General features: G+C 70.2%; 21 protein-coding genes. 7 read left to right on the plus strand and 14 right to left on the minus strand.

From position 1 onward, the window contains the following. Positions 1 to 6: 6 nt before the first annotated feature. From ACFFJC_RS04800 to ACFFJC_RS04810, 3 genes are read right to left on the minus strand one after another with little or no spacing between them, the layout of a single operon-like run. Complete coding sequence (locus tag ACFFJC_RS04800) at positions 7 to 561, minus strand: response regulator transcription factor (RefSeq protein WP_379486356.1); 555 nt, start codon at positions 559 to 561, stop codon at positions 7 to 9. Continuing rightward, positions 558 to 1,880 carry an ATP-binding protein gene (locus ACFFJC_RS04805; protein WP_379486469.1) on the minus strand — a complete coding sequence of 441 codons (1,323 nt, stop codon included), beginning with the start codon at positions 1,878 to 1,880 and terminating at the stop codon, positions 558 to 560. Before ACFFJC_RS04805 ends, ACFFJC_RS04800 begins: the two co-directional genes overlap by 4 nt. Positions 1,881 to 1,912: 32 nt before the next feature. After that, on the minus strand, positions 1,913 to 2,536 hold the full coding sequence (locus ACFFJC_RS04810) for an SURF1 family protein (protein WP_379486470.1): 624 nt from the start codon (positions 2,534 to 2,536) through the stop codon (positions 1,913 to 1,915). Here ACFFJC_RS04810 and ACFFJC_RS04815 point away from each other — a divergent pair. Continuing rightward, positions 2,489 to 2,638, plus strand: coding sequence for a hypothetical protein (locus tag ACFFJC_RS04815; RefSeq protein ID WP_379486357.1), 150 nt, complete (start codon positions 2,489 to 2,491; stop codon positions 2,636 to 2,638). The genes ACFFJC_RS04810 and ACFFJC_RS04815 overlap by 48 nt on opposite strands. Before the next feature lie 11 nt (positions 2,639 to 2,649). Here ACFFJC_RS04815 and cyoD read toward each other — a convergent pair whose 3' ends face one another. Genes cyoD through cyoA form a run of 4 tightly spaced genes read right to left on the minus strand, consistent with a single transcriptional unit; the run spans position 2,650 to position 7,061 of the window. Then, entirely contained in the window at positions 2,650 to 3,060 is a 411-nt protein-coding gene (gene cyoD, locus ACFFJC_RS04820) for a cytochrome o ubiquinol oxidase subunit IV (protein ID WP_379486358.1), read from the minus strand. Next, complete coding sequence (gene cyoC, locus ACFFJC_RS04825; protein ID WP_379486359.1) at positions 3,060 to 3,704, minus strand: cytochrome o ubiquinol oxidase subunit III; 645 nt, start codon at positions 3,702 to 3,704, stop codon at positions 3,060 to 3,062. Before cyoC ends, cyoD begins: the two co-directional genes overlap by 1 nt. Before the next feature lie 3 nt (positions 3,705 to 3,707). Next, a complete protein-coding gene (cyoB, locus tag ACFFJC_RS04830) occupies positions 3,708 to 5,723 on the minus strand; it encodes a cytochrome o ubiquinol oxidase subunit I (RefSeq protein WP_379486360.1) in 2,016 nt (671 codons plus the stop codon). A gap of 6 nt (positions 5,724 to 5,729) precedes the next feature. Next, complete coding sequence (cyoA, locus tag ACFFJC_RS04835) at positions 5,730 to 7,061, minus strand: ubiquinol oxidase subunit II (RefSeq protein ID WP_379486361.1); 1,332 nt, start codon at positions 7,059 to 7,061, stop codon at positions 5,730 to 5,732. 192 nt (positions 7,062 to 7,253) lie between these two features. On the opposite strand from cyoA, the gene ACFFJC_RS04840 reads away from it, so the two are divergent. Beyond that, a complete protein-coding gene (locus ACFFJC_RS04840) occupies positions 7,254 to 8,588 on the plus strand; it encodes an MFS transporter (RefSeq protein ID WP_379486362.1) in 1,335 nt (444 codons plus the stop codon). A gap of 73 nt (positions 8,589 to 8,661) precedes the next feature. Here ACFFJC_RS04840 and ACFFJC_RS04845 read toward each other — a convergent pair whose 3' ends face one another. Genes ACFFJC_RS04845 through ACFFJC_RS04855 form a run of 3 tightly spaced genes read right to left on the minus strand, consistent with a single transcriptional unit; the run spans position 8,662 to position 10,637 of the window. Next, complete coding sequence (locus ACFFJC_RS04845; RefSeq protein WP_379486363.1) at positions 8,662 to 9,057, minus strand: VOC family protein; 396 nt, start codon at positions 9,055 to 9,057, stop codon at positions 8,662 to 8,664. Next, positions 9,057 to 9,695 carry an isochorismatase family protein gene (locus tag ACFFJC_RS04850; protein WP_379486364.1) on the minus strand — a complete coding sequence of 213 codons (639 nt, stop codon included), beginning with the start codon at positions 9,693 to 9,695 and terminating at the stop codon, positions 9,057 to 9,059. The genes ACFFJC_RS04845 and ACFFJC_RS04850 overlap by 1 nt, the downstream gene beginning before the upstream one ends. Positions 9,696 to 9,722: 27 nt before the next feature. Further along, the gene (locus tag ACFFJC_RS04855; RefSeq protein ID WP_379486365.1) at positions 9,723 to 10,637 is read right to left on the minus strand and encodes a polysaccharide deacetylase family protein; all 915 of its coding nucleotides are present in this window, start codon (positions 10,635 to 10,637) and stop codon (positions 9,723 to 9,725) included. A 234-nt stretch (positions 10,638 to 10,871) separates the two neighbouring features. Between ACFFJC_RS04855 and ACFFJC_RS04860 the strand changes: the two genes are divergently transcribed. Then, entirely contained in the window at positions 10,872 to 11,858 is a 987-nt protein-coding gene (locus tag ACFFJC_RS04860; protein WP_379486366.1) for an alpha/beta hydrolase family protein, read from the plus strand. 25 nt (positions 11,859 to 11,883) lie between these two features. Here the strand turns inward: ACFFJC_RS04860 and ACFFJC_RS04865 are convergent, their stop codons facing one another. Together ACFFJC_RS04865 and ACFFJC_RS04870 are read right to left on the minus strand one after the other, a co-directional pair. Next, complete coding sequence (locus ACFFJC_RS04865) at positions 11,884 to 12,171, minus strand: hypothetical protein (protein ID WP_379486367.1); 288 nt, start codon at positions 12,169 to 12,171, stop codon at positions 11,884 to 11,886. Further along, positions 12,168 to 13,211, minus strand: coding sequence for a class I SAM-dependent methyltransferase (locus ACFFJC_RS04870; protein WP_379486368.1), 1,044 nt, complete (start codon positions 13,209 to 13,211; stop codon positions 12,168 to 12,170). Before ACFFJC_RS04870 ends, ACFFJC_RS04865 begins: the two co-directional genes overlap by 4 nt. Before the next feature lie 194 nt (positions 13,212 to 13,405). Between ACFFJC_RS04870 and ACFFJC_RS04875 the strand changes: the two genes are divergently transcribed. From ACFFJC_RS04875 to ACFFJC_RS04885, 3 genes are read left to right on the plus strand one after another with little or no spacing between them, the layout of a single operon-like run. After that, positions 13,406 to 15,640, plus strand: coding sequence for a TonB-dependent receptor (locus ACFFJC_RS04875; protein WP_379486369.1), 2,235 nt, complete (start codon positions 13,406 to 13,408; stop codon positions 15,638 to 15,640). Between the two features lie 2 nt (positions 15,641 to 15,642). Next, entirely contained in the window at positions 15,643 to 16,743 is a 1,101-nt protein-coding gene (locus ACFFJC_RS04880; protein ID WP_379486370.1) for a DUF3089 domain-containing protein, read from the plus strand. Then, positions 16,740 to 17,672, plus strand: a complete 933-nt coding sequence (locus ACFFJC_RS04885; protein ID WP_379486371.1) for an alpha/beta fold hydrolase — start codon at positions 16,740 to 16,742, stop codon at positions 17,670 to 17,672. The genes ACFFJC_RS04880 and ACFFJC_RS04885 overlap by 4 nt, the downstream gene beginning before the upstream one ends. 3 nt (positions 17,673 to 17,675) lie before the next feature. Here the strand turns inward: ACFFJC_RS04885 and ACFFJC_RS04890 are convergent, their stop codons facing one another. Then, positions 17,676 to 17,963, minus strand: a complete 288-nt coding sequence (locus tag ACFFJC_RS04890; protein ID WP_379486372.1) for a DUF1330 domain-containing protein — start codon at positions 17,961 to 17,963, stop codon at positions 17,676 to 17,678. A gap of 161 nt (positions 17,964 to 18,124) precedes the next feature. Between ACFFJC_RS04890 and ACFFJC_RS04895 the strand changes: the two genes are divergently transcribed. Continuing rightward, the gene (locus ACFFJC_RS04895) at positions 18,125 to 19,606 is read left to right on the plus strand and encodes an aldehyde dehydrogenase family protein (protein WP_379486373.1); all 1,482 of its coding nucleotides are present in this window, start codon (positions 18,125 to 18,127) and stop codon (positions 19,604 to 19,606) included. Between the two features lie 64 nt (positions 19,607 to 19,670). Here ACFFJC_RS04895 and ACFFJC_RS04900 read toward each other — a convergent pair whose 3' ends face one another. After that, positions 19,671 to 20,279 carry an HNH endonuclease gene (locus ACFFJC_RS04900; protein ID WP_379486374.1) on the minus strand — a complete coding sequence of 203 codons (609 nt, stop codon included), beginning with the start codon at positions 20,277 to 20,279 and terminating at the stop codon, positions 19,671 to 19,673. Positions 20,280 to 20,388: the final 109 nt, after the last annotated feature.

Consider the following 20,388-nt stretch of genomic DNA (forward strand, 5'->3'; position numbering starts at 1 on the left):
GCGCCGTCACAGCTGCCGCTTCTCGAGCTTGCGCGCCAGGGTGCGGCGGTGCAGCCCCAGCCGCCGCGCGGTTTCCGAGATGTTGAAGTCGCATTCCACCAGGGTGCGGTGGATGTATTCCCATTCCAGCGTCTTGATCGAGCTGGGGCGGCCTTCGACCGGCACGCTGGCATCGCCGCGCAGGCTGCCGAAGGCGGCCTCGATGTCGTCGGTGTTGGACGGCTTGGCTAGGTAATGCGCCGCGCCCAGCTTGATCGCCTCCACGGCGGTGGCGATGCTGGCGTAGCCGGTCAGCACCACGATCCGCGTGGCCGGCGAGCGCGCGTGCAGCGCCTCCACCACCGCCAGGCCCGAGGCGCCGCCGAGCTTGAGGTCGACCACCGCGAAGTCGAACGCCTGCGCCGCGGTGAGCTCCTCCGCCTCCTCCGGCCCCGCCGCCGAGGCCACGCGGTAGCCGCGCCGCTCGAACGAGCGCCGCAGGGTGCGGGCGAAGGTGGGATCGTCCTCGACGATCAGGAGGCTGGCGCCGGCCGCGGGCGCCTCTGCTGCAGGCTCGCTCATGAGTCCTCCTCGTCGGCGCCTTCGGGGGGCGGGTCCAGCGCCAATGTAGCGAGCGGGATCGTCAGTTGCACCACCGCACCGCCGTCGCGCCGGTTCTCGACCGAGACCGCGCCGCCCAGCTTGCGGATCACGTTGACTACCAGGAACAGGCCGAGGCCGCCGCCGTCCCGACCCTTGGTCGAGGCATAGGGCTGGCCGATCCGCTCCAGCATCTCGGGCGCGAAGCCCGGCCCGCGGTCGCTGACGGTGAGAACGAGCTCGCGCCCGCCGCCCGCGTCCTCCAGCCAGGCCTCGACCACCACCAGCGCGGGAGAGACCTCGACGGCGTTGTCGATGACGTTGCCGATCACCTGCCGCAGGCCCGGGTCGGCGATGATCGGCACGTCCTCGTCCAGCCGGTCGACCAGCCGCAGGTCTCCCGGCATGCGACCGCGCCATTCCTGCGCGATGTCCTCGACGAAGGCGCGCACCCCGGTCACCGCCGGGTCGATCCCGCGCACCTCGCCCGCCGACATCAGGATGCCCGAGACGATGGTCTTGCACCGCTCCAGCTCGCGCCGCACGTCCGCCAGGTCGGCCGCGCGGTCGGCGTCACCGGCGAGCACCGGGTCGCGGCTCCAGTCGCCCAGGATCACCGAGATCGACGACAGCGGCGTGCCCAGTTCGTGCGCCGCCCCCGAGGCGAGCAGGCCCATGCGGATGATGTGGTCCTCCTCCGCCGCCCGCTGGCGCAACGCAGCGAGCTGGGCGTCGCTCTCGCGCCGGTTGCGATCGAGCCGGGCGACGAAGACGATCAGCAGCACCGCCGCCAGCACGAAGCAGAACAGGCTCCCCAGGATGTAGAGCCGGAACGGGTCCGCGGCATAAGGCGCGGGCAGCGCCAGGGGCACGTAGCGGAAGGTCAGCAGCGTCATGCACAGGCAGGCGTTGACCGCCACCAGCCAGCTCCACCGTGCCTCCAGGATGATCGCGCCGATGACGATCTGCAGCAGGAACAGGAACGTGAACGGGTTGGTCGCCCCGCCCGAGTGGTAGAGCTGCCAGCTGAGCGCCACGACGTCGATCATCAGCGCCGAGAACAGCTCGCGCTGCGAGAAGGCCCGGCGGCGCTGCAGCACCCCCGCGACCGACAGGTTGATGACCATCAGCAGCAGCGGGGCCAGCAACAGCGGCGCGAGCGGCAGGCGGACCTTGAGCCCCTGCGAGACCACGACGATGGTCGCCAGCTGCCCGAACACCGCGATCCAGCGCAGCTGCGTCAGCAGGATCACGCTCGACCGGCTGGGCGTGCTGCCCACCACCGCCGGAGGCGCGAACAGCGTGGCCCAGCTGAGGGCCGGGCCCCGCCCGCTCACGCGCGGCGCCAGGCGAAGACGAGGCCGACGGCGCAGAGCAGCGCCATGCCGAACCAGGTCAGCGCATAGACCAGGTGGTTGTCGGCGAACTGGACCTGCGTCAGCCCGGCGACCGGGGCGGATGCCGAATTGCGAGGGCGCGCACCCTGCTCCGCCTGCGCATCGACGAAGGCGGGGGAGACCCGCTCCAGCCCGCGCGCGGCGGCGAGCGCGGCCACGTCGCGCGAATACCAGCGCTCGTCCTCCGGCCGGTTGGCCTGGAGCAGGCTGCCGCCCGGCTCGTTCGCGCGCAGCAGCCCGGTCACCGTGGCCCTGCCGGCGGGGACCGAGGCCTCCGCCACGGCGCGCGTCGTGCCCTGCGGCACATAGCCGCGGTTGATCCAGACGCGCCGGCCATCGTCCAGCCGCAGCGCGGTCATCGCCCAGTAGCCGGTGCCGAGCGCGGTGGCGGCGCGCACCAGCGTGCTCGACCCGGCCTCGTAGGAGCCGGCGACCCGCACCCGCAGGTATTCCAGCGCCTTCGCCTTGTCCCCGGCGAGCCGCGCATCGGGCGGCAGCGCCACCGGCGCGGCATGGACCCGCGCCTCGACCCGCGCGATCAGCGCGTGCTTCCAGTGCAGCCGCTGGACCTGCCAGACGCCGAGCGCGGCGAAGAGCGCGATCGCCGCAAGCAGAAGCGCGGCGAGCCCGATGGGCCGCCGCGCCGTGTTCCCGTGCCGTGACGGATCCTGCGTCAGGGCATCTGCCTCATGTCGTGCGTCATCGGCATCATGTTGTGGTTGAGGTGGTACATGACCCAGAGCGAACCCGAGAGCGCGATCACCACGATCACGATGGTGAAGATCAGCGCCATCACCGTCCAGCCGCTCTCCGACTTGGTGTTCATGTGCAGGAAGTAGATCATGTGGACCACGATCTGCACGATGGCGAAGGCCATGATGACCAGCGCGGTGGTCTGCTTGTCGGGGATCGCCCCGGTCATGACCAGCCAGAACGGGATCGCGGTGAGCACCACCGAGAGCACGAAGCCGACGACGTACTCGCGCAGCGAGCCATGGCCGCCGTGCTCCATCGCCTCGTGAGCGTCGGCCTCCGGGTGGGGGTGCGCGTGCTTCTCGCCGCGGGCGTAGTAGGATTCGGCCATCACAGCATTCCCATGAGGTAGACGAAGGTGAAGACGCCGATCCAGATGACGTCGAGGAAGTGCCAGAACAGCGACAGGCACATCAGGCGCCGCTTGTTGGCGGGGATCAGGCCCTTGGTGCCGACCTGGACCACCAGCGTGAACAGCCAGATCAGGCCGAAGGTGACGTGCAGCCCGTGCGTGCCCACCAGCGAGAAGAACGCGGTGAGGAAGCCCGAGCGCATCGGCGTCGCGCCCTCGTGGATCAGGTGGCTGAACTCGTAGAGCTCGATGCCGAGGAAGGCGGCGCCGAACACCGCGGTGACCAGCAGCCAGAGCTGGGTGCCGCCCTTGCTGCCCTTCTCCATCGCCAGCATGGCGAAGCCGTAGGTGATCGACGAGAACAGCAGCATGGCGGTGTTGAGCGCCACCAGCGGCAGGTCGAACAGGTCCTTCGGCCCGGGGCCGGCGGCCAGGCTGGTGCCCAGCACGCCGTAGGCGGCGAACAGCATCGCGAAGATGAGGCAATCGCTCATCAGGTAGATCCAGAAGCCCAGCATGGTGCTGGCGCCTTCCGGATGGTGGTGCTCCTCCAGCTCGTAGAACGCGGCGCGCAGCTGCTCGGGGCTGAGGTCGTGGGTCGGCTTCACGGTCGTCGCGGTCATGGCTCAGGCTCCCGCTGCTGCGAGCTGGCGGGTACGCGCGGCTTCGGTCTCGGCGACGGTCTCCGCCGGGATGTGGTAGTCGCGGTCGTAGTTGAAGGTATGGAAGATGGCGTAGGCGACGATGCCGAGGAACGACACCGCGGCCAGCCACCAGATGTACCAGATCATCGCGAAGCCGCAGACCGCCGAGAGCGCCGCCAGCACCACGCCGGCGCCGGTACCCTTGGGCATGTGGATCGGGAGGAAGCCCTCGACCGGACGGGTCACGCCGCAGCGCTTCATGTCGTCGTAGGCGTCGACGTCCTGGATGATCGGGGTGAAGGCGAAGTTGTACTCCGGCGGGGGCGAGGAGGTCGCCCACTCGAGCGTGCGGCCACCCCAGGGATCGCCGGTTTCGTCGCGCAGCTCGTGGCGCTTCCAGATCGACACCGCGAACTGGATGAGCATGGCCGCGATGCCGCCCGCGATCATGGCCGCGCCGATGCCGGCGATGACGAACCAGATCTGCAGCGAGGGATCGTCGAAAACTCGCATGCGGCGCGTTACCCCCATCAGGCCCAGGATGTAGAGCGGCATGAAGGCGAACCAGAAGCCGGGCACCCACAGCCAGAAGCTGACCTTGCCCCAGAACTGGTTGAGCTTGAAGCCGAAGGCCTTGGGCCACCAGAAGTTGATCGCCGCGAACAGGCCGAACAGCACGCCGCCGATGATGACGTTGTGGAAGTGCGCGATCAGGAACAGCGAGTTGTGGAGCACGAAGTCCGCGGGCGGGACGGCGAGCAGCACGCCGGTCATGCCTCCGACGGTGAAGGTCAGCATGAAGGCGACGGTCCACATCATCGGCAGCTCGAAGCGGATGCGGCCGCGGTACATCGTGAACAGCCAGTTGAACAGCTTGGCGCCGGTCGGGATCGAGATCACCATGGTGGTGATGCCGAAGAACGAGTTGACGCTGGCGCCCGAGCCCATCGTGAAGAAGTGGTGCAGCCACACGATGTACGACAGGATGGTGATGACCAGCGTGGCGTAGACCATCGAGGAGTAACCGAACAGCCGCTTGCCCGAGAAGGTCGAGGTCACTTCCGAGAACACGCCGAACAGCGGCAGGATCAGGATGTAGACCTCCGGGTGGCCCCAGATCCAGATCAGGTTCACGTACATCATCGGGCTGCCCCCGAAGTCGTTCGTGAAGAAGTTGAAGCCAAGGTAGCGGTCCATCGTCAGCATCGTCATCACCGCCGTCAGCACCGGGAAGGCGGCGACGATCAGGATGTTGGTGCAGAGCGCGGTCCAGGTGAAGATCGGCATGCGCATCATCAGCATGCCGGGGGCACGCATCTTCACGATCGTGACGATCAGGTTCACGCCCGAGAGCAAGGTGCCCACGCCCGCGATCTGCAAGGCCCAGATGTAGTAGTCGACGCCGACCCACGGGCTGTACGAGAGGTTCGACAGCGGTGGGTAGGCCAGCCACCCGGTCTGCGCGAACTCGCCGATGAACAGGCTCATCATGACCAGCACCGCGCCGGCGGTGGTCATCCAGAAGCTGAAGTTGTTGAGGAACGGGAAGCTGACGTCACGCGCGCCGATCTGCAGCGGCACGAGGTAGTTCATGAGCCCGGTGACGAAGGGCATCGCCACGAAGAAGATCATGATGACGCCGTGCGCGGTGAAGATCTGGTCGTAGTGGTGGGCATTGAGGTAGCCCTCGCTGCCGTTGAAGGCGATCGCCTGCTGGATGCGCATCATCACCGCGTCGGCGAAGCCGCGCAGGAACATGACGAGGCCCAGCACCATGTACATGATGCCGATCTTCTTGTGGTCCACGCTGGTGAACCACTCCTTCCACAGGTAGCCCCAGAGCTTGAAGTAGGTGAGCGCACCCAGGACGGCGAGGCCGCCGAGCACCACGACCACGAAGGTCGCGAGCACGATCGGCTCCTGCGGGATGGCGTCCAGCCACAGGCGGCCCAGCAGGGGGCTCCAGTGGGAGTGGTCTACGGCGGCTTCGGTTGCCATTGTCTGTCAGTTCCGGGAAATCAGGGAGACGTGAGCGGGCCGGGCGGCGGAGGGCGCGGGCGCGTCTTCCGCTCCGAGCCCGATCGACTGCGGCGCAGGCATGCCGGCGCCGTTGAGCGCGCGCAGGTCGGTCGGCGCCTTGACGGTGCCGTCGCGGGCCTGGCCGGGCATCTGGGCGCAGAGCGCGCGGACCCAGGCGAGCTCGCGGCGCACCGCGGCGTCGGGGTCGGCGTTCGCCTCGGCGGCGACCTGGCGGCCGTGCTTGTCGTAGGCGAGCATCGCCACGTTGCGGATGCCCGCCTTGCCGAGGCCGCCGCGCGCGTCGATGGCCATCATCTCGCTGTTGCACATCTTGCCGGGCTCGACGCACATGTCGACGATGGCGTCGTAGAGATCGGGCGCGACTGCGGCGTAGCGGATCACCGGCACCTTCTCGCTCGGCTTCTCCAGCTGGAGGTAGGCCGCGCGGTCCAGCGTCCCGCCCATCGGCAGGCCGCGCGGATCGCCCGGAAGCGGGTCGTCGGCGGGCTGGCCGGCGCGGCCGGGCTGCGCCGGGGTCGCCTTCACCCGCGCCACCCACTGCCCGAACTGCGCGTCCGAGACCGCGTGCGTGGCGAAGCGCATGTTGGAGAAGCCCGCGCCCGAGTAGTTGGCGGAGAAGCCGACGAACTTGCCCGGCTCGTTCATCACCGCGTGCAGGCGCGTCTCCATGCCGGGCATCGCGTAGATCTGGCCGGCCATCGCGGGCACGTAGAACGAGTTCATCACGCTCGAGGCGGTGATGCGGAAGCGCAGCGGGCGGCCGGTCGGCACCACCAGCTCGTTGACCGTGGCGATGCCCTGCTCGGGGTAGATGAACAGCCACTTCCAGTCGAGCGCGACCACGTCCACTTCGAGGGGACGGGTGTCGTGGCGCACCTGGGTGCGCGCGTCGATCCGGCCCAGCGAACGGTAGGGGTCGAGCAGGTGGGTGCTGACCCAGGTCACCGCGCCGAGGCAGATGATGATGAGCAGCGGCGCCGACCAGATCAGCAGCTCCAGCTGGGTCGAGTGGTCCCAGTCGGGCTCGTACTTCGCCTCGGTGTTCGACGCGCGGTAGCGCCAGGCGAAGACCACCACGGCCAGCATCACCGGCACCACGATCAGCAGCATCAGCACCGTCGCGATGACGACGAGATCGCCCTGCTGGCGCGCAACGTCGCCCGCCGGGTCGAGCACGACCGAATGGCAGGCGGACAGGGCGCCCGCCAGCCCGAGGGCGGACAGCGTGCGCAGGGCTCGGAAGCGACTCGGCGCGGAACGGCCGGGCGGGTTCATGCGTGACTCGGGCGGATGCATGGCGGTGCGCCTAGGCTCGTGCTGCGGATGCGAACATAGGACATTTTGTCCAATCCCCTTGTGCACCGCCAATGACGATAGGGCGGCGAACGTGAAGCCGCGCGCCTGTACGCGCCGGCCCGATTCGTGGAACGCGCGGAGGCATTCCCGCGTTCCACGCGTTAGTAGCAGACGAAGGCCGCGAACCTGCAGATGAGCACGACCACAGCCCATGCCGGCCCTGCCGGCGCTCCGACCCGCGAGGAACTCGGCCTGCCGACCTTCAAGGCGCAGCACACGATCTCGCCGGGAGAGATCGCGATCGGCGTCATCATCGGGCGGACCTCGGAGTTCTTCGACTTCTTCGTCTACGCCATCGCCTCGGTGCTGGTCTTCCCCAAGCTGTTCTTCCCCTTCGTCGACCCGCTGACCGGGACGCTCTACTCCTTCGCGGTCTTCGCGCTGGCCTTCCTGGCGCGGCCGGTGGGTTCGCTGGTGTTCATGGCGATCGACCGCGCCTACGGCCGCGGCGTCAAGCTGACGATCGCGCTGTTCGGGCTCGGCGGATCGACCGCGGCGATCGCCTTCCTGCCCGCCTACGCCGACGCGGGCGTCGCCTCGATCTGGCTGCTGGCGCTGTTCCGGCTGGGGCAGGGTTTCTCGCTCGGCGGCACCTGGGACGGCCTCGCCTCGCTGCTCGCGCTCAACGCGCCGGAAAACCGCCGCGGCTGGTACGCGATGATCCCGCAGCTCGGTGCGCCGTTCGGCCTGATCGTCGCCAGCCTGCTGTTCGCCTTCATGATCGCCACCCTGCCGGCGGCCGACTTCCTCGACTGGGGCTGGCGCTATCCGTTCTTCGTGGCCTTCGCGATCAACGTCGTGGCGCTCTTCGCGCGCCTGCGCATCGTCGTCACCGACGAGTTCGACCATCTCTTCAAGACCCGTGACCTCCAGCCCGTCAGCATCGTCGGCACCGTCCGCGACGAATGGCGCACCATCGTCATCGGCGCCTTCGCCCCCCTCGCCAGCTTCGCGCTGTTCCACATGGTCACCGTGTTCCCGCTCTCGTGGGTCTTCCTCTTCACCCGCGAGGCGCCCACCGGCTTCCTGCTGATCGAGGCGCTGGCCGCAGCCTTCGGCGTCGTCGCCATGGTCCTCTCGGGCCGCCTCGCCGATCGCTACGGCCGCCGCACGCTGCTGGGCGCCTGCGCCGTGGGCATCGCGGTGTTCAGCGGCTTCGCGCCGCAGCTGCTCGATGCCGGGACCGCGGGCGAGATCGTCTTCATGATCGCCGGCTTCGTCCTGCTCGGCCTCGCCTTCGGCCAGTCCTCGGGCGTCGTCTCCTCCGCCTTCGCGACCGAGCACCGCTACACCGGCTCGGCCTTCACCAGCGATCTCGCCTGGCTGTTCGGTGCCGGCTTCGCGCCGCTGGCCGCGCTGCTGCTGTCGATCAACTTCGGGCTGATCGCCTCGGGCGGCTACCTGCTCTCGGGCGCGCTGGCGACGCTGGCAGCCCTGTGGCTGAACAAGGAACTGGCGAGCCGCTGAGGCGCGCCCTTCGAAAAAAGGGCCGCCCTTGCGGGCGGCCCCTTTTTCCGGTGATGCTCTGCTGGGGTGGCGCTCAGCGCTCCAGGAACTCGATCACGTTGCCCGCGCCGTCGCGGATGAACAGGCCGCGGCCGAAGCGCTCGCCCACTTCCAGCACGATCGCGATCCCGCGCGCCACCAGGTCGGCGCGGAAGGCGTCGTAGTCGGCGACGGTGAAGGCCACGTGCTTGTTGCCGGCGGTCTTGAGGTCCTCGCGCGGATCCAGCCGGTCGGCGGGGATCGGCATCGGATCGGCGACCTGGAACAGCTCGATCCGCAGGCCGTCGCGCTCCAGGAACATCGCCTGCGTCCCTCCCGGGATCGGGAAGCGCCGCTCGACGCGGAAGCCGAGCACCTCTTCGTACCAGCGCGCCGCGGCCTCGATGTCGATCACCGACATCGCCGCGTGATGGAAGCCGAGCGCGGCCATCAGGGCGCCGCGGCCGCGATCACGCCCAGCGCGGCCTGGGCGTCGATCACCTCCCCGATCTTGGCGCGGATGTCGAACAGGTTCGCCTCGTGCGGGCGCGGGTCGCGGTCGGCGCAGGCATCCGCCACCACCAGCGGCACGAAGCCGTGGCACAGCGCGTCGAGCGCGCTGGCGCGGATGCAGCCCGAGGTCGAGTAGCCGCAGATCAGCAGGGTATCGACCCGCTCGGCCACCAGCATCGAGGCCAGCGCGGTGCCGAAGAAGGCGGAAGGATAGAACTTGGTCAGCACCCGGTCGCCGGGCTGCGGGGTCAGGCTCTCGGGAAAGGCGCCGAGCGCGGAGCCTTCCATGAAGTTCCTGAGCCCGGGCACCTTGCGGAAGAACATCCCGCCTTCGCTGCCGTCCACGAAGGAAACGTTGGTCAGGATCACCGGCACTCCGGCGGCGCGCGCCGCCTCGGCCAGCCGGACCGCCTGCGCCAGCGCCGCCTCGCCATGGGCGTAGAGCGGCGAGGCGGGGTCGAGGTACGCCATCACCATGTCCACCAGCAGCAGCGCCGGCCGGTGGCCCGGCTCCAGCCCGCCGCCGAAGCCGGCGCTCACGTAGTCGCCGGCAAGGTCGGCCTTCTCAGCAGTCATGCGTGGGTCCTCGTTCTTGCAGGCCGCTCAGCCGAGCTGGCCGGGAATGTGGTCCTCGTGGTTCTCCAGGTACCACGCGGCGATCTCCTCGCGCGTCGCCCACCACACGCCGGGCAGCGACTTGGCGTGCTCGATGAACTCGCGCAGTGCGCGCACGCGGTGGGCGCGGCCCGAGACGTGCGGGTGGAGGCCGACGTTCATGATCCGGCCGCTCTTCGCCCCTTCGGCGTGGAGCACGTCGAGCTCCTCGATCAGCGCATCGCGGAACTGGTCGGTTGTGAAGTTCTTGCGGGTGATAAAGGTGAAGTCGTTGATCTCGTTCGAGTAGGGAACCGAGACGATCGGGCCGTTGGGCGTGCGCAGCAGGAACGGCTGGTCGTCGTTCATGATGTCGCAGTAGAAGGTGCAGCCTTCCGCGGCGAGGATGTCGGCGGTCTGCAGCGTGCCGCGCAGGCTCGACGAGAGCCAGCCCTTGGCCTTGCGGCCGGTGAACTTCTCGAACTGCTCCAGCGAGCGCAGGACGATCTCGCGCTCCTTGGCCGGGTCGCCCGCGAAGCCGGACAGCAGTTCGCCCTGCTCCCAGTTGTGCGCCAGCAGCTCCCAGCCGCGCTCCAGCACGGCGTCGGTCATCGCCTTGCGGCGCTCGAAGGTCACCGCGTTGGTGGTGCAGCTCGCCGGCACGCCCAGCTCGTCGAACAGCTCGAACAGGCGCCAGATGCCCACGCGCTGGCCATATTCGCGCCAGGTGAAGTTCGGGAAGTCGGCCACGTTGCCGGGCAGGATGTCGGGCAGGATCGCCGGCCCACCCGCGTAGTAGGGCTTGTCGGTGTCCTTGGTGAGGTCCCAGGTCTCGAGGTTGAAGGTCAGGATCAGCGCCACCTGCGCGCCATTGGGCCACTTGAGCGGCTTGCGCTGCGGGAGGGGGACGTAATCGTATTCCATGGACTTTACCTCCGGAAGCTTGCGGCCGCACCGGGGCGGGGCCGCGATGCGCATGGGGCGCCTTATGCGGTCCCGACTAGGTCGGCCAGTAGCCCTCGGCCTAGCTGCGAATGACTCTATCCTCGCCTGTCGAGAAGCGCAGGCGCCGGTATCCTGCCCCGGGGACCGTAAGGCGCTAAGCCGGGCTCGCGCCACGCCTTGCCTTGAGATGGCATACCCTGGAGACCCCCTCCCATGACCCGCTCCGCTTCGCTCCCGCTCCTGACGCTGCTGATGGCCTGCGCCGCTCCCGCCATTGCGGCGGCTGCGCCTGCGCCTGCGCCCGTGCCGGCGCCCGCACCTGCGCCCGCCCCCGCGCCGATCGCCGTCACCGACCCCGTCACGATCGTCCAGGGCCCTGCCGGGCGAGCGCTGCTGCTGCGCGTGACCGCGCCGCTCGGCGGCCGCGACCTCCCGGTGCTGGTGCTCAGCCACGGCAATCTGCTGGGTCGCGCCGACTACCCCCCGCTAGTGGAGGCGCTCGCGCGCGACGGCTGGATCGTCATCCAGCCCGACCATCCCGATGCCTCGCGTGAAGGCTTCCCGCCCGCGCCCTACCCGGCCGACACCTGGCGGATCCGCCTCGAACAGGTCGACTGGATCGCCGCCCACCTGGGCCAGGTGCTGGACCGCGTGCCCGGCCTTCGCGCGCGGGCGGACAGCGGGCGCCTCGCGCTGATGGGCCACAGCTTCGGCGGCCACACCGCGGCACTGGCGATGGGGGCGCGGGTCGAAGACCAGGACCAGCCCGCCCCCACCGGACGGTTCCGTGCCGCGGTGCTGCTCTCGCCGCCGGGCAACTGGGAAGGGCTGACCGCGCAGTGGCAGCAGCGCGGCCCGTACATGAAGGTCGACTGGACCGGGCTGCGCGGACCGGTGCTGATGGTCAACGGCACGGCGGACACCACCCCGCTCACCGACCAGGGGCCCGCCTGGCACGACGACGGCTTCCGCCTGGCCCGCGCCGATGCCGATGCCTGCCTGATGCATGTGGAGGGTGCCGGGCACTACCTCGGCGGCATCGACAGCGTGCTGCGCGGTCCGCAGGGCGACGCCACGCCCGAGCGGCGCGCCCGCGTCTTCGCGGCGGTCACGGCGTTCCTCGACGCCGCCGTCTCCCGGCCGACCGGCGCTGCGGCGCAGTGGCCGGCGATCCGCGCCGGGCTCGCCTGCAAGCGCTGAGCGGGCGGGCCGGCCGGGGCGCGGCTCAGCCGGCCTTGAGCGCGACGAGGAGGTTGTCGACGATCTGCCTGCGCCGCGTCTCGAGCCGGGCCTCGGTCTCGGCGTCGGGCTGGTGTGCGTCGATCTCGGCGGCGGTGATGCCGTGGCGGGCCAGCAGCGCCTCGGTGACGATCTGGCGGTCGCAGACCACCCAGAGCTCGCGGGCCAGCGCCAGCACCGCCTCGGCGACGTCGTCGATCCGCGAAGACGGGAGGATCTGGCGCTCGGCCGTGATGTCGCCGCCGTGGGCGGGGAGGTCGATATCGAGGCTCATGCCGGCTTCCGTCCGTAGATGATGTAAGGATCGCGCCCGGGATTGGGCTGCCAGCCGCGCACGTCGACGAACCCGGCGGCGCGCGCCAGCGGCTCCATGTCGAGCCGCGCGGTCGAGCGCCAGAACGGCTCCCCGCCCCAGCGCGCCAGCCAGTCGAAGCGCCAGGCGGTGAGCCGGTCGAGGCTCTGGGTGCGCGCGACGTCGGCCATCACCAGGTCGCCGCCGGGCTCGAGCACGCGGAACGCCTCGGCGAAGATCGCCTCGATCGCCTTGACCGGCATCTCGTGGTGGATGGCATAGGCGGTGACGAGGTCGAAGCTGCCGTCCGCGAACATCGGCATGTCCTCCCCGACGCCGGTGTGAAGGTCCCAGGCAAGGCCCTTCTCGTTGGCGACGCGCTGGGCCTGCTCCAGCATGCGCAGCGACGGGTCGATGCCCGTCAGGTGCGCCTCGGGGAAGACCTCGGCGATCGCGACCGAGTGGTGCCCTGACGAAGTCCCGATCTCCAGGATCCGGCGGTAGTCGTCGCGCGGCAGGCTGCGCAGGACCAGGCGGCGGTTGCCGTAGATGTCGCCCGGGAAGATCTTCGAGACATACTTCTTGTGGACCAGCTCGCCGTGGACGAAGCCGTTCCAGGGCCCGGCGTCCCACCCGCCGCGGGTGCGGTGGAACCACACCTTCGACCAGTAGTGCGGCGCCGTGAAGTCGTGCTCGGTGATCGTGGTGCCGCCCTCGCGCAGCGCCTCCAGCTGGGGCAGCAGCGCCTCCTCGATCTCGGCGAAGGCCTGTTCGGCGGCGCGGCCGTGCTGCTTGGCGCACCATTCGCCGAGCAGGGCACGGGCCTGGTAGGCGGGGGACTGCGCCAGCGCGGCGTCGATCGTACGGTGGCGCTGCTCCATGTCCTCGGGCAGCGTCGCGGCATCGAGCCCCTGCGCGGCGAGCTCTCCTTCCACCTGCTGCTGCAGCCGCGAGGCGGCGAGCCGGGTGGTCACTTCGAAATCCATCAGCGCGCGCCCGCGCTGGCCGAGGCTGAACTGCATCGCTCGTTCTCCTGTTCCTGAGGGGCGATTGCCACGCCCCCGCCGTGCCGGCCAGCCAAGCGCCCCTGCCTGTTCGCAGTGCGACAATCGGCCCGCCAGCCCATTTGGACCCGCCCCGGGCTGTGACAGCTAGGGCGCATCAGATCAACGCCGGCCGCCAAAAGCCGTATAAGCCCGCATGGGGGGAAACTCGAATGAATACCAAGTGGAAGGCCGCTTCGGCCGCAGCAATCGCGCTCGCCGCCGGCCTTGCCTGGCCGGCCATGGCCCAGGAGACCGGCGCCTCCACCGACAGCGCCGGCGGCGACATCATCGTCACGGCCCGCAAGCGCGAGGAGAGCATCCAGTCGATCCCCGCCGCGGTCGCGGCGGTGACGCAGGAGACGCTGACCCGCTCGGGCGCGCAGTCGCTCGACGACGTGGTTCGCCTGACGCCGGGCGTCACCTTCAACTCGGGCAACGCCGGCGGCCTCGCCGCGCCGGCCATGCGCGGCATCACCAACATCACCACCACCACCTTCGACAACAACGTCGGCGTGTTCCTCGACGGCGTCTACCTCTCGGCCAAGTCGAACCTCGACATCGACCTGTTCAACCTCGCCCGCGTCGAGGTCATCAAGGGCCCGCAGAGCGCCCTCTACGGCAACAACGCCTTCGCCGGCGCCATCAACTATGTGCTGGACCGCCCCGGCGACAGCCTGGACGGCCGCATCAAGGCCTCGGTCGGCACCGACGACCTCTACGAAGTGGCGGGCAAGATCTCGGCCCCGATCACCGATTCGCTCAGCGTCATGGCGGTGGGTACCTATTCGCACTTCGGCGGCACCATCGACAACGTGCAGGGCTCCAACCTGGGCGGCTGGGACTACAAGTTCTCCGGCTCGGGCATGATCGACTTCGACCCGGGCAGCGGCCTCACCGCAAACCTGTTCTACTACCACTACGAGGACAAGCTCGACGGCGGTGCGAACTACATGTTCACCAACGATTGCGGCGGGACCATCTCGCCCGTGATCCTGCCCAACCGGGGCGGCAGCGACCGCCGCTTCAAGTGCGGCACGCTGGAGGCGCCCGACGCGGTGAACGTCGATACCGGCTCGTTCTCCAAGCGCAAGACCAACCTGGGCATCGCGCGCCTCGGCTACGACTTCGGCCCGGTCGCGCTGCGCTACACCGGCTCCTACGCGAAATACGACACCTACGCGCTGCAGGACCAGCACCTCAACTCCTACGGCGGCACGCTGACCACCGCGCAGCGCCGCTTCACCCAGCCCTACGTCGGCCCGGTGCGCGAATGGAGCAGCGAGCTGCGCCTCGAGTCCTACGGCAACACCGTGTTCGACTGGGCGCTGGGCGGCTACTACTACGACCGCAAGGCGAACCAGACGGTCAAGGTCGGCTACGGCTACGACCAGACCAGCCCGTCGCTGGACCTCATGAACATCGAGAACACGACGATGAAGTCGGTCTTCGGCCTCGCCAACTTCAAGATCACCCCCACCCTCAGCATCGAGGCGCAGGGCCGGTGGACCTGGGAGGACAAGGAGGGCGTCTACACCAACCGCCTGACCAACGCCGTGCTGCGGCCCGAGGACGACTTTTCCTACGGCACCTATCGCGTGACCGGCAACTGGGAGTGGGACGCCGACAAGATCCTCTACGCGGTGGTCGCCAGCGGCACCAAGTCGGGCGGCTTCAACAACACCGCGGTGGTCACCGAACAGTCCTACGGCCCCGAGAAGAACACCAGCTTCGAGATCGGCAGCAAGAACACGTTCCTGGACGGACGCGTCATCATCAACGTGGCCGCCTACTACATCGACTGGACCGACGTGCAGCTCTCCGTCCCGTCCGCGATCACCGGGCAGGTCAACCCCGTCACCAACATCGGCTCGGCCACGGTCAAGGGCTTCGAGTTCTCGACCGCCTTCAAGCCGACCCCCGAATGGGACGTCAGCTTCGGCTACAACTATGCCGATTCGACCTGGGACAAGGGCACCGTGGACTACAGCGCCTCGCGCATCTGCCCCACGGCGGCCGCCTGCGGCCTGACGCAGGTCGGCACCGGCATCGACGTGAGCGGCTTCATGATCCCGCGTATCTCGGAGCACCAGGTCGCCGCGGCGACCACCTACACGGTGCCGCTCGCCACCTCGGACCTGTACGTCCACGCCGACATGTCGTTCCGCTCCGAGCAGGGCACCAACGCCATCGCCCTGCAGAAGGTCCCGGCCCAGACCTTCGTCAACGGCCGCATCGGCTGGATCAAGGACGGCTACGAGATCGCGATCTTCGCCAAGAACCTGTTCAACGAGCGCTACGTGATCTCGTCCGTGAACGAGCCGGAGTTCGTCCCCTCGACGACCTTCACCACCGGCTTCATCGGCAACGGCCGCGTCGTCGGCGCGAGCGTCGAGGCCAAGTTCTGATCGTGCCGGCGCGCGGCAGGACACGCCGGATCGGGGCGGGGCCACGCGGCCTCGCCGCCCTCCTCGCGCCCATCCTGCCGCCCATCCTGCCGCTCGCCCTTCTGTTCGTCCTGCCGCTCGCCCCGGCGGGCGCGCAGCCGGCGCCCGGCGGCGAGACCGAGGCCGCCCCCGACTACACGCGCGCGGACGCCTGGGCCGTGCGCGAGACAGCGCCCTCGCCGCGCGAGGCCGACGTCTTCTACATCCACCCGACCACGTTCGCCTCGCAAGCCTGGAACCAGCCGATGGCGGACGCGCAGACCCGGGCCTGGACCCGGGCGAGCGTGGCCGACCGCCAGCTGAGCGCCTTCGCCGCCTGCTGCCGGCGCTTCATGCCGTTCTACCGCCAGGCCTCCACCCGCGCCTTCGTGGCCCGCGACGGCCGCGGTGCGCAGGCCTACGACCTCGCCTACCAGGACGTGCGCCGCGCCTTCCGCGCCTGGCTCGCGGCGCAACGGGCCGAAGATCGCGGGCGTCCCTTCATCCTCGCCGGGCACAGCCAGGGCGCCCTGCTCGGCCTGCGCCTGCTGAAGGAGGAAATCGCGGGCACGCCGCTCGCCGGGCGGCTGGTCGCCGCCTACCTCCCCGGCATCGGCATCCCGGCCGGCGCCCTGCCAACCGACGTGCCGCCGTGCCTCACGCCCGCGCAGACGCGCTGCCTGGTCTCGTGGAACGGCTTCACCGCCGCCGCCGACACGGCCGAGTGGACCCGCCGCTCGGTGGCGGACTACGGCGTGCCCGGGCACGACCCGGCGATCGTCTGCACCAACCCGATCACCTTCGACGCGGCCCGTCCCTTCGCTGCAGCAGCCGAGGGCAAGGGCATGCTCCCCGTCGCACAGAAGGCCGCTGCGCAGAAGGACGCCGCGCCGGCGGCGATGGTCGCCCATCCCGCCGCCGCGCGGTGCCAGGACGGCGTGCTGCAGGTAGAGCCGGCGCCCGGCGTCGCGGCTCCGCCCCTTCCCAACGGCAGCCTGCACATGCACGATATCGCCCTGTTCTGGGGAGACATCTCCGCCAACGCCGCGCTGCGCGTCCGAAGCTGGCGCAGGGAGCACCGATGACCCGCATGCCCGCCCTCGATCGCCGCGCCCTGCTCGGCGGCGCCCTTGCCGCCCCGGCACTCGCCGCGGTTCCCGCCGCCTTGCCCGCCCTCGCCGCCGCCCCCGCGGGAGCCCCCGCAGGCCCCTGGACCGAGGCCGGCAGCGTCGTGCGAGCCGGAGGCCGCCTCGCCTGGCGTGCGCTCGGACCGCGGGACGGCGCGCCCGTGGTCCTGCTGCACAAGCTGGGCGGATGGGCGTCCGACTGGCGCGGCGTTGCCCCGCGGCTCGGGGCCGGCCGCCGCGTGATCGCCTTCGACCTTCCCGGCCACGGCGATTCGGTGATGCTCGGCAACCCGCCCTATGTGCAGACCGTCGCCGAGACGGCGGCGATGCTCGTGGCCGCGCTGGACGAGCTCGGCATCGCCCGCGCCAGCTTCGCCGGCAACTCGCTGGGCGGAGTGGTCTCCACCGCCATCGCCGCCACCTGGCCGGCGCGGGTGGAGCGCCTGGTGCTCGCCAGCGTCAGCCTGTTTCCAGGCTACGACCGCGCCCGCCTTGCGGAACTGGAGGCGCAGCGCGATCCCAAGGTCTACACGGCCGACTGGCGCCCGGTCCCCCGCGCCGCGGGCGGGGCCGGCGACTTCGCCACGCTGGTGCCCGAGGTGGAGACCGAGCAGGACGCCAGCCGCGCCCGGGCCGACCGCTGGATCCGCCCGAACGAGCGCGGGGTCGGCCTGTTCAACACCCAGGCCGCGCTGGCCCGCACGATCGCCCCGCTGCTGTTCGTCTATGGCGATCGCGGACACTACGTGAAGTACGTGGAGACCGGCAGGGCGCTGCGCGGCGACGCGCGCGTGGTGCAGCTCGCCGAAACCGGCTCCTTCGTCCACCAGGAACGCCCGGTGGAGGTGGCCGCCGCGATGCGCCGCTTCCTCGACGGCGAGGGCTGAGACTCAGGCTACGACGCGGATGGTGAAGCGCCCTGCCGCCGCGCGCAGCGGGGCGAGCGCGGCGTATTCGGGCGAGGCGATGTAGGCCCGCGCCGCCGCCGCGTCGGCGAAGCCGAGCACGACGACGACTTCGCCAGCCGCGCCCTCTCCCTCCAGCACCTCGGCCACCGCGCCGCGGACGAGCATGTCGCCGCCGAGCAGCGCGTTCACCTTGCCCACCGCGCTGCGGTAGTCGGTGAAGGCCGCGGGATCGGTGACGGTCACGGTGGTGAGGATGAAGGCGCCATGCATCTCGGGTCTCCTGCTGCGGAAAGCACGGCCTAGCACCGGCGGACGGTGCCGCGCTGCGCGTACAGGACCCGATTCTCGCGCTGCGAGAATTCGCCACCGCTTCGAGCGCGCGGCGCCGGGCAGGCGTGCTAGCCCGCGGCCTCGACCAAGGAGAGCGTGCGATGATGCAGGAAGCCGAGACGATCTACAGCGAGATCCCCAAGAGCGTACCCGGCTGGATCGCCTCGCTGCGCCTGGAGCAGACCATCGCCAACCGCGACGTGCCCGCCGCGCGCCGCAGCGTCGTCCACCCGGCCGATGGCGCCGTCATCGCCGAGTGCCCCGAAGCCGGCGTGGCGGACGTCGATGCGGCGGTCGCCGCGGCGCGCGAGGCCTATCCCGGCTGGGCCGCGCTGTCGTGGTCGGCGCGCCGCGCACGGCTGGAAGCCTTCGCCGACGCCTTGTTCCAGAACCGCAAGGCGCTCGCCTTCATCATCGCCGCCGAGACCGGCCGCCCGCTGCGGCGCGCCTGGAGCGAGGTGTTCTTCTCGGTCGACTTCGTGCGGACCATCGCCGCGCAGGACCTGCCCGAGACCGTCTACGACCGCGCCGGGCTCAAGGCGCGCCTCGTCCACCGGCCGCTCGGCGTGGTCGGCGCAATCGCGCCTTGGAACGCGCCGGTGATCCTGGGCGTCGCCAAGATCGCCAACGCCCTGCTGGCGGGCGACACCATCGTCCTGCGCCCCGCGCCGCAGACGCCGCTCTCCGCGCTGTTCATGGGCCTGCTCGCGCGCGAGGTGTTCCCGGCGGGCGTCTACAACACCATCACCGGCGACGCGGCGGTCGGCGCGGCCATGGCGGCGCACCCTGGGATCGCCAAGATCTCGTTCACCGGCTCCACCCAGACCGGCCGGCTGATCGCCGCCGCCGCGGCGCCGACGCTCAAGAAGCTGACGCTCGAACTGGGCGGCAACGACGCGGCGATCGTGCTCGACGATGCCGACCCGGCGGAAGTCGCCGCCTGCGCCTACCGCATCTCGCTGGAGAACGCCGGCCAGTTCTGCGCCGCGATCAAGCGGCTCTATGTCCACGAGAGCCTGTACGGTGCGGTCCGCGACCGCCTGCTGATGCTGATGGAGACCGCCAGCGCCGGCTCGCCGTTCGAGGCCACCTCGACGATGGCGCCGCTGCAGAGCCAGGCGCAGCTCGACCGCGTGACCGGCTTCGCCGAGGACGCCGCGGCGCGCGGCTGCACCGTCCACCAGCGCCCCTTCGCGGCCGATACCCAGGGCTATTTCATGGCCCCGGCGCTCGTCGAGGGCTGCGAGGCCGGGATGCCGCTGGTCGACGAGGAGCAGTTCGGCCCGATCCTGCCGATCATGCCGTTCCGCGACGAGGAGGCCGTGCTTGCTGCAGCCAACGCGGGCGAATACGGCCTGGGGGGGTCGGTATGGAGCGCCGACGTCGAGCGCGCGCTCGCCCTTGCCGCGCGGCTGGAGAGCGGGACGGCCTGGGTCAACCAGCACGGCGCCTATTCGGCCGGGCTGCCGCTGCCCTTCGCCAAGCAGTCCGGCGTCGGTATGGACTATGCCCACTTCGGCGTGCTGGAACATGCGCGGGCCATGCTGCTCAACGCCCGCGTCCCGGACGCCGCCCCGGCCTGACCCGGTCGGATCGGCGAGCCGCATCGGCGGGCCGGCTCTTCGGGCCGGCTCGCCGGGCGCCGGCTCATTCCTCCAACTCGATGTCCCAGTAGAGCCAGTCGCGCCAGGTCTCGTGCAGGTGGTTCGGCGGAAAGCCCCGGCCACGCTCCTGCAGTTGCCAGCTGGTCGGCCTTATCGGCTGGACCAGCGGCGGCATGTTGGCCTGCTTGGGCGTGCGCCCGCCCTTCTTGAGGTTGCAAGGCGCGCAGGCGGTCAGGATGTTCTCCCAGCTGGTGCGCCCGCCGAGGCGCCGCGGGATCACGTGGTCGAAGGTCAGGTGGTGCGGGCTGCCGCAGTACTGGCAGGAGAAGCGGTCGCGGAGGAACAGGTTGAAGCGGGTGAAGGCGGGGAACTCGCTCGGCTTCACGTACTGGCGCAGCGCGATCACCGAAGGGATCTGCATCGTCCAGCTGGGGCTGTGCACCGCCCGGTCGTAGCTGGAGACGATGTCCACCCGCTCCAGCACCACCGCCTTGATCGCCGTCTGCCACGGCCACAGGCTGAGCGGATAGTAGGAGAGCGGCGTGTAGTCCGCGTTCAGGACAAGGGCGGGACAGTCGGAAAGACTTCGGGAGGGGTCCCCCTCCGCGCTGCGGAAACGGGCCGCGCGCTCGATCAGGTCCGACCTGAGCATGGCCTCCTGTCGCAGGCCCTGATTGCGGTTTCATGGCAGCGCATGGCCCTTTTGCAGCACTTGCGCGAGTCCGCGTCAAGATGGCTGTTCCCTGCCGCTTCCGCGCAAT

It is taken from the genome of Novosphingobium soli, from assembly GCF_042432915.1.
Lineage (GTDB): Bacteria > Pseudomonadota > Alphaproteobacteria > Sphingomonadales > Sphingomonadaceae > Novosphingobium > Novosphingobium soli.